This is a genomic window from Gordonia pseudamarae (assembly GCF_025273675.1).
GTDB classification, from domain to species: Bacteria; Actinomycetota; Actinomycetes; order Mycobacteriales; family Mycobacteriaceae; genus Gordonia; species Gordonia pseudamarae.
On sequence record NZ_CP045809.1, the window covers coordinates 3826079 to 3834804 of the forward strand.

Consider the following 8726-nt stretch of genomic DNA (forward strand, 5'->3'; position numbering starts at 1 on the left):
GTCCGATCGGACACCGTTCGGGCTAAGAATGCGGTTTCACCTACCCATAGGGCGGCTCTGCCCCCCATTATGTGAGAGGTGTCGATGTCGCTATCCGAAGTGCGGAGCGCCCAGGCCCTGAATCGGGCGACGGCGCACAGCGGAACGTTCCCCGGCGGCTGCGTCATCATCGGTGGCCCGGGTTCGGGCAAGACGACAGCCCTACTGGAATTGACACGCACGATCGGCGGCCCCGTCACCATGATTTCGGGCACGCTCGGCAACCTCGGCCTCGCTTTTCCGGGCCTGTCCGACACCACCGGAGACTCCGCCCGCTGGGTGGTGGCCGAACGCCTGCGGTCCGACGCCGCGGCCCTGGCCATCGACGATGCCCATCTGCTCGACGCCGGGTCCGCGGCCATCGTGCACGCCCTGGCGGTTCACGACCACATCCCGACCTTCCTGACCTGCCGGACCGAGACACCCGACCGGTCGGCGCCTGCGGCCATCGCCACGATCTGGAAAGATGGCCACCTGCCCCGCCTGGATCTGGCCGACCTGACCGTCGACGAAGCGACCGACTACCTCCGGGCGGCGCTCGGTCGGGCACCCACCGCCTCGGGGGTGTCCCGGTTGTTGCGCTGGGCCGGTGGCAGCCCCGCCGCGTTCGTCGAAGGTGTCGCCCTGTCGATCGAGCGCCGCTGCTGGGTGGAGACCGGCGATGTCGCGGTATTCCGGTGGACGCCGGCTCTCACTCCCCGCCTGCACGACCAGGCGTGTGCGGAGTTCACGGCACTGCCCGAGCCGGTCCAGCAGGTGGTCGCGTCCCTGGCGGTGGCCACGCTGGCCTGCGAGTCCCATTGCGGTGGAGGGATTCCCCTCGACGCGGTGCTGGCGGTGTGTGCGGTGGAGGATCTGGTGGCGGCGGAAAAGTGCGGAGTGCTCGACGCCGACCGCCGCCAGGTATGGCTACGCAAACCGTACCTCGCGTCGTGGGCGGCGTCCGGTACCCGGCAATTGGACGCCGCGATGTGGGCGCAGCGGCTGGCCGACGGCTGTCTGCTGGCCGCGCGCCGTTCCACCGACCCGGGCGCGGACGACGACACGACCGACCGGACCCTGATGCTGGCCGGTGAGCTGAGCCGGTTGACACCGCGTCCGGACCCGGATGTACTGGCGGCAGCCGCCGACGCCGCGCTGCGCCAGGGCGAACACCTCACCACGATCCGGCTCGGCAGCGCCTGTCCCAGCCCGCCCGAGTCGGTGGGTTGGGCCGCACTGCATCTGGCGGATGTGGCGAAGCTGCGCGAGCTGCTGGCAGCATCGACCCCGAGATTCCCCGCGCTGGTCGCCGTGGCCGGATGCGTCGAGGTGTGGGCGGGCCGGGGTCCGGGCGAATTGCGTTCTCTCACAGCGGACCCGTGCGCGGCGGTCACCAGGGCACTGGCCGCCGACACCATCGTCGGAACGTGGATCGCCGCGCTGTACGCGAACGCATTCGCCGTCGCCGGCGATATCGACACGGTCCGGGCCATTCTGGCGCTCGCCGACCCGGTCGGCACAGGTCCCGGGCCGACGACCTCGGACGCAATGCTCAACCTCTATATGCGTGGCACTCGTGTCATGGCGCTGCGTATGTGCGGGGATGTGGCCCGTGCCTGCGCCAGTGCCGACCGGCTCATCGAAGACACCCGCACTGCCCCGCCGCGAGTGCGTGCGATGGCCGCACTCGTGGCCGCCGCCACGTACGCCGAATCCGGTCAGTTCGCGCAGGCGCGTGCCGGTCTGCACGAGGGAGCCGAGATCTTCGTCGACTCGGTGGGCCGACAACTGTTCACAGGGTTGATCGCCCGCATATCGGCGATGGAATCGGGAACAATCGACACCGAGTTCGCGGTGTCGGCATCGCCTGTACCCGGAGGTTCTACGGTCACCTCGTTCACCTCGATGGATGTCACCAATCGCGCGTGGGTGATGGTGGCCGACAACAGGATCGACGACGCGGTGGCGATGTTGCAGGACGCCGCACATGATGCCGTCGCCGGCGGCGCACCCGCGGTTGCCGCCGATTGCAGCGAACTGGCCACCCGGCTGTGCCACCCCGACGAAGCCTGCGTACCGACCGCTCTGCGCGACCTTGCCCGACGACACAATCCGCTCAGCAGATTTGCACTGACAGTGCATTACGCCGATGCCTGGCAGCACCAGGACGGCGAAGCACTGCGGGCCGTCGCCAGGGACTTCGAGACGGCAGGCAACCTGCCGACCGCCGCCGACGCCGCCGCACAGGCCGCCGAAGCGTTCGACGATGCCCACGACGGACCGGGTGCGTACGCGGCCCGGACCCAGGCCCGGCTACTGTCCGCCCGCTTCGATCGACTGAGATCACCGGCGCAACAGCGCATCGAGGACGGCGCCCGACTGACCAGGAGGGAGAAGCAGATCATCGAGCTGGTGTGTCGGGGGTTGTCCAACAAGGAGATCGCCGACCAGCTCGAGTTGTCGGTGCGCACCGTCGAGGGGCACGTGTTGCGGGTGTGCGCCAAACTCGGTGTGCGCTCCCGCGGAGAGGCCGCGCACATATGGAGTCCTTCGGCGTGAGCCGGGTGTGGCCGTATCTGCCGCGACCGGCCGAAGCACGCACCATCATCACCGCGGTGCATGACCGGCGCCCGGTGGTGGTCACCGGGCCGGCGGGAATCGGCAAGACCAGTCTGACAAGGGCCGCGCTGACCGGACGCGGGTCGGCAATCGACTGGGTGATCGGATCAGAGTCCTTACGCGACAACGCCTTCGGCGCGCTCGTTCCGGTCGTTCCGATAGACGGACTAGGTGACGTGCGAGCGGTTCTCGCCGCTCTCACCGAACGCCTGACCGAACGCGAGGCGATACTGGCCGTCGAGGGCGCCGATCAGCTCGACACGGCGTCGGCAACGGTGCTCGCGCAGTTGGTCCGGGCCGGTGCGGCACCCGGAGTGGTGGTGATGAGCCGATCGACGACCCTCGCCGACGTCGACCCGGCCCTGGTGGCGGCACTGACGGTGACACGGGCGGTGCACGTGACGCCGGACCCGCTGTCGGTCGATGAAGTCGCCACAGTGATTGGCGACTTCCTGCTCGCACCGATGGATTACGCAGATGTGGCGCGGATTCACGCCGAGTGCGAGGGCAACCCGTTCTATGTCCGGCATCTGGTCACCGGTTCGGTCGGCGCGCTCGATCGGCGGCCAGACGGAACGTACTTCCTGAGACGGGAGTTTGTTGTCACCCCGGAACTGGGCGCGATCGTCGGGGCCGCCGTGGACACGGCCGGTCCGAACACCCGAAAACTGTTGGAGTTTCTCAGTATTCTCAATCCGCTGTCGATGGCGATGGTGTCCGCACTCGGCCTCGGCGATACCGCCACATCCGCTCCTGCCGATCTGGTGACCACCACCGGTGCGGTGGTATACCCGGCACACGCGATCATCGGTGACGTGGTGTACAGCCGACTCGGCCGGCTGCGCCGCGCCCAGCTCACCGCCGAATTGGTGGATGTACTGGCGACGGCAACCACCCCGGTCGCCGCGTTGCACCGGGCCCGGCTTGCCGACGAGATCGGTCGGCCACTGCCCGCGCAGGCGAATCTCGACGCCGCGGCAACTGCGTTCAACAACGGTCAGTTCGTGTTGTCCGAGCGGCTGGCGTCGTTGGCGGCATCGGTTGATTCCTCACCGTTCGCCCGTTGCCAACAGGTTCGTGCGGTGGCCGCCCAGGGCGATGCGGTCCGCGCGCGACGACTGCTCGATGATATTGATGTCGACACTCTCGACGAAGTGGGACTTGCCACGTACCTGGTGACGGCGTGCGTGCACTATTCGGCCGCCATCGGTGAGCACACTCGTTCATTGAGGCTGCTGGACGAGTTGTGCCCGCTGATCGCACTGCCGCCGCTGCGCGGGGCTACCCACGCCATGCGGGCGATAGTCACGCTCAACGCCGGCCGACTCGCTGAGGCATTGTCCAGTGCACGTGCGTGTTTGACAGGTGAGTGGGATGACATGGTGTGGGTTGCGCTGGCCCGTTACGTCGAGGCCGAAGTGCTGCGCAGACTCGGTGAGACCCATCGACCGACGGTCATCGGCGAGGACGCGGTGCACTTGTCGGCTGCGGTCGGTCCCCTCGTAGGCGTCGGCGCACTCCGCACCGTCACCCTCATCCACATCGCCCGGGGCCGACTCGACGAGGCACGGGCTGTGGCGGACCGATTCGCCGACAATGTTGCACTCCAGTCACTTCCGCGTGCGGTAGCGTGTTCGACATCAACGCTGGTGGCCATCGCGGAGGGCCGGTTCGGCAAGGCGCAGCGTCTGGCCCTGGACAGTCTGCACGCGCTGCCCGCCGACGACCGTAGCGGGCTGGGTCGTGGTGTCGCGGCATCGCTGGCCGGGGTCCGGGCGATGTTCGGTGACGTGGACGGCGCGCGATGGGCCCGGCAGCAGTGCGAATCGATGACCTTCCACATCGACGACTGGACCGAGGTGAACCTGATTCAGTGCGACGGGTTCGTCCGTGCTGCCGGCGGCGAGATTTCCGCGCCGATCGACTGTTTCCGCTCTGCGGCCGCGATTTTGTTCTCCCACCAGCAGGTCGCCGACGGCATGATCTACCTGTACTGGTCGGTCCGATTCGGCGATCGGGACGCGGCCCGGCAACTCTGCGACCCCAGGTACCGGGGTGAGGGCGCGATCGCCCAGCTGATGGCGACCCATGCGCGCGCGTTCCTCGACGGCGATGCCCGCGGGCTACAGGCCGTCAGCGATGAATTCGCCGAGCTCGGCTATATTCCCTACGCCGCCGACGCACTCGCACACTCCATCGTGGCGTTGCGGGCGTGCGGATCGCGGCGCAAAGCACACGGCCTGACGCCGCGACTGGGCCGGCTCCGCCGCACCGCCGACGACTTTCTGTCACCCGCTGTTCTCGCCGCCGAACTGGGCGTCAATCTTTCGCCCCGTGAACTGGAGATCCATGCGATGACCGAGGCGGGCAGTTCCCGCGCCGAGGTGGCGCAGGCCTTGGGCATCCGACCGTCGACGGTGACGGCATTCCGGTCGAAAGTCCGCGAACGTATCAGTTCGTGAGCACAGCCGTTTGATCCACGGCCGCACCGGTGAACGCCCCCGAGTGACACGCAACTGTCGACGCGTTCTCCGTGAGCGACAGTAGTGCCCCATAGAGTGGTGTAACTCGGTGACCAGGACCGTGGCCGGCAGCGTGTGGCTGTCGGTATGGAAGCGGTCACCGTGTGATCCTTCGAGTCAACCTCTCACAGAATCCTCGAATGGAGTCATCACGATGACCGCACCCCACATTGTCGACCCGGCCGGCCTGTTGAGCCAAGCTCTGACCGACGCGTCACCGGATCTGATGCGCGAGCTGCTGCAGACAGTGATTAACGCCCTGCTGTCTGCGGATGCCGACGCCGTGTGCGGCGCCGAATGGGGCCGCCGGTCCGAAGAGCGCACCAACTACCGCAACGGCTACCGCCACCGACCCCTCGATACCCGCGTAGGCACCATCGACGTCGCCGTGCCCAAGCTCCGGTCGGGCACCTACTTCCCCGAGTGGTTGCTCGAACGCCGCAAACGCGCCGAGTCCGCGCTGATCACCGTGGTCGCTGACTGCTATCTCGCCGGGGTCTCGACCCGCCGGATGGACAAGTTGGTCAAGACCCTGGGCATCGATTCGTTGTCGAAGTCGCAGGTCTCCCGCATGGCCGAAGACCTCGACGAACAGGTTGCCGCGTTTCGTCACCGCCGACTGGACGAGGCGGGACCGTTCACGTTCGTCACCGCGGATGCGTTGACGATCAAGGTCCGCGAGAACAAGCAGGTCGTCAAAGCCGTCGTGCTGCTGGCTACCGGAGTCAATGGTGACGGTCATCGTGAGGTGCTTGGCATGCAGGTCGCCACCAGTGAGACCACAGCCTCGTGGAACACCTTCTTCGCCGACCTCGTGGCCCGCGGCCTGGGCGGAGTTCGCCTGGTGACTTCCGATGCCCATGCCGGGCTCATCGAGGCGATCGCAGCGAACCTACCGGGAGCTGCCTGGCAACGCTGCCGCACCCATTACGCGGCGAATCTGATGGCGGTGTGTCCGAAGTCGATGTGGCCAGCGGTCAAGGCCATGCTGCACAGCGTCTATGACCAACCCACTGCTGGTGCGGTGAACGCCCAGTTCGACCGGCTGCTCGAATACACCGAAGACCGCCTACCCGAAGTGGCCGAACACCTCGGTGACGCCCGTGAAGACCTGCTGGCATTCGCCGCGTTTCCTGATGACGTGTGGCGCCAGATCTGGTCCAACAACCCCACAGAACGACTCAACCGCGAGATCCGGCGCCGCACCGACGTCGTAGGCATCTTCCCGAACCGCGATGCCATCGTCCGTCTCATTGGCGCAGTGCTCGCCGAGCAGACCGACGAATGGGCCGAAGGCCGCCGCTACCTCGGCCTCGAAGTGCTCAGCCGTTGCCGACTGACCGTCACCGACACCGACCACACACCGGAGGTGAACACCGACCCACTGATCCAACTACCCGCCTGACCACCTACGAAGGACCACAACCAGTTACACCACTACGCGGGACTTGACCTGAGCGACGTGCGGTCGCTATCGATCGCGACGAACAGCACCGCGCCCAAGCCGTCGAAAGCGTCCCTACGGTCAGTCGCGCATCCCCCGAACCGTACGTTCGGACTGTATCCCGAACAGATGCAACTGTCGCGATAACCACGCCTCCACCTGCACATATCGCACAATTGAGTAGTCGTCGGAGGAAAATAGGTAGTCGGCTCACATATCGCCGCCCGACGGCACCGGTGATCATTGAGGAAGCTTCATCGAACTATCCCTGGAGTGTGTCCGAATGCGCGTCTCGCACAAGAATCATGCCCGGCACTCCACTGGCATCCCGCCGGCACCCCACCGCAACCACCACGCTTCCCGGCCAACCGTACGGCCACCTCCACATCACACCGGGCAGGTCGGCACCGCAGACAGTGGCAGTCTTGGGCGCAACCCGAATTGTCGTGATTAAACAGGCCGATCCAACAACAGGAATTTGAGCGATGTCACAGTCGATCCGGGAAACATTGGATCCACGCCGAGAATACGGACTATTCCATAGTTAGTGTAGAATTTCTACCGTATCGTGAAATGGGCACTAAAATGAGTCAAAAAAGTATCCTCACGCATTCAATTGAGAGTTGAATTGCCATGCTCATGAAGCACACCGAAGACGACGGAGATCTCTCGATCTTCGCCAAAGGCGACCAGGTTCTGATCGCGTGCAACAAGGGTTGCTACTGGATATTCACCGCCAAACAACAGAGAAGGGTAGGATCGTTCAAGATCCAGGGCAGAAATCGAGACATGATTCACGATAAGTTCGGCTCCGATGCAGCGGACTCTGGATGGAGCCTTCGAATGACGTAAGCGGGTTATGTGCAGAATAGTCCGCCCGTCTGCTGTGGACCGACCGTCCGAAGCGCACGAACATGCCCGGCACGGGCAGGAAGACGCTATGAAAGGCACACCCAGCCGTGCGAAATGTCTGACGTTGACCCTGAGCATCCTGGATCATGATGAGGTAGATGCAGCGCCGAATACCCTGCGGTCTCGAACATGACCGTGACGGCCGAGTACATGCAGATTCGACGCCAGGGCAGTTGCTCGTACATGCGCACTGATGCTCGGGTGGTGGTCGCTGGCGTCAGTCCGCCAATCGCCTGGTATGCAGTCAATTCGATACCAGCGGGTCGCCGTTCCGCGTACGATGAGCAACGCCCGCGACCAGCAATTGGAGCGGGTGGCACACGGCCCGGCTACAGCCGCACCGTATGCACTCGGACGGATGGATATCGCGCGGCAAGTTTGCGGTCGAGCGTCGCCAGACCAGCGCCTGCCGAATGAGCGAACGCGGCGAGGTAGTCGTCGGTCCACAGTTTGTGGCTACCGTCAGGCTGTGCGGAAAACGCCCGGAAAACGGTGTCCAGGGCAGCGGGTTCGTCTGCCCAGATCACCCGCTCGTCGGCGGCGATCGCATCGACGTGTTGCCATGCTTGCGCACGAGTCACGACATCGTCGCCCATCACCGACGGGTTGGACATCAACCGCAACAGACCGGTCTGCGTGACTCGGCACAGAATCAAGTCCTCGGTCTGTGCGTCGAACCAGTGCGCCGCGGGCTCGTGATGCACGTGCCGTCCCCACGCCGCGGCCAGCCAGACACCCACATCCACCAGGATCATCGGGTGTACTTCTCCACTTCCTCGGCATCGAGAGCGGCCTCGATGTCGCTGTTGGTCATATCCACGCGAGGCCCATCGGATTTGATCAGCGGAAACGTGACACGTTGCCCATCGTTGACCCCGGCCGCGACCTCTCTGGTCAGAGCCTTGATGACCAGCTCTTTCAAAGTCATGCCGCGATCCGCGGCGGCAACCTTGGCCGCACGCATCAGCTCAGCGGGAAGATCGACAGTTGTGCGCATAAAAGCATATTAGCACTCAGCCGCGGCGCATCTCCGCAGGAAGCCCCCGGTGTCCCGGCCTCCGCCCGGGCGCCGGGAACCGAGAGCGAAGGACGGTCGGGCCGCCTTGCACGTGTCGCCACAACTGGACTGTGCAGCGCTCGCGCGCAACGTCCTAGTGTGATGCGCGATACACCCAACGGTCTCAAATGCCCTACTCGGCTAGGACTTT

General features: G+C 65.4%; 6 protein-coding genes. 3 read left to right on the forward strand and 3 right to left on the reverse strand.

Annotation, left to right across the window (positions count from 1 at the left end; translation table 11 throughout):
- The first annotated feature begins 84 nt into the window (after nt 1-84).
- The 3 genes from GII31_RS17050 (at nt 85) to GII31_RS17060 (ending at nt 6567) form a co-directional block, all read left to right on the forward strand.
- Entirely contained in the window at nt 85-2580 is a 2496-nt protein-coding gene (locus tag GII31_RS17050; RefSeq protein ID WP_260840065.1) for a helix-turn-helix transcriptional regulator, read from the forward strand.
- Entirely contained in the window at nt 2577-5102 is a 2526-nt protein-coding gene (locus tag GII31_RS17055) for a LuxR C-terminal-related transcriptional regulator (protein ID WP_260840066.1), read from the forward strand. Before GII31_RS17050 ends, GII31_RS17055 begins: the two co-directional genes overlap by 4 nt.
- Before the next feature lie 214 nt (nt 5103-5316).
- Nucleotides 5317-6567 (forward strand): IS256 family transposase, encoded by a 1251-nt coding sequence (locus GII31_RS17060; protein WP_260840067.1) that lies wholly within the window; start codon nt 5317-5319, stop codon nt 6565-6567.
- A 651-nt stretch (nt 6568-7218) separates the two neighbouring features.
- Here GII31_RS17060 and GII31_RS17065 read toward each other — a convergent pair.
- The 3 genes from GII31_RS17065 to GII31_RS17075 all read right to left on the reverse strand — a co-directional run bounded on the left by GII31_RS17065 (nt 7219) and on the right by GII31_RS17075 (nt 8515).
- On the reverse strand, nt 7219-7404 hold the full coding sequence (locus GII31_RS17065) for a hypothetical protein (RefSeq protein ID WP_213244568.1): 186 nt from the start codon (nt 7402-7404) through the stop codon (nt 7219-7221).
- A gap of 443 nt (nt 7405-7847) precedes the next feature.
- Complete coding sequence (locus GII31_RS17070) at nt 7848-8273, reverse strand: TA system VapC family ribonuclease toxin (RefSeq protein ID WP_213244569.1); 426 nt, start codon at nt 8271-8273, stop codon at nt 7848-7850.
- The gene (locus GII31_RS17075) at nt 8270-8515 is read right to left on the reverse strand and encodes a hypothetical protein (RefSeq protein WP_213244570.1); all 246 of its coding nucleotides are present in this window, start codon (nt 8513-8515) and stop codon (nt 8270-8272) included. The genes GII31_RS17070 and GII31_RS17075 overlap by 4 nt, the downstream gene beginning before the upstream one ends.
- Between the last annotated feature and the right edge of the window lie 211 nt (nt 8516-8726).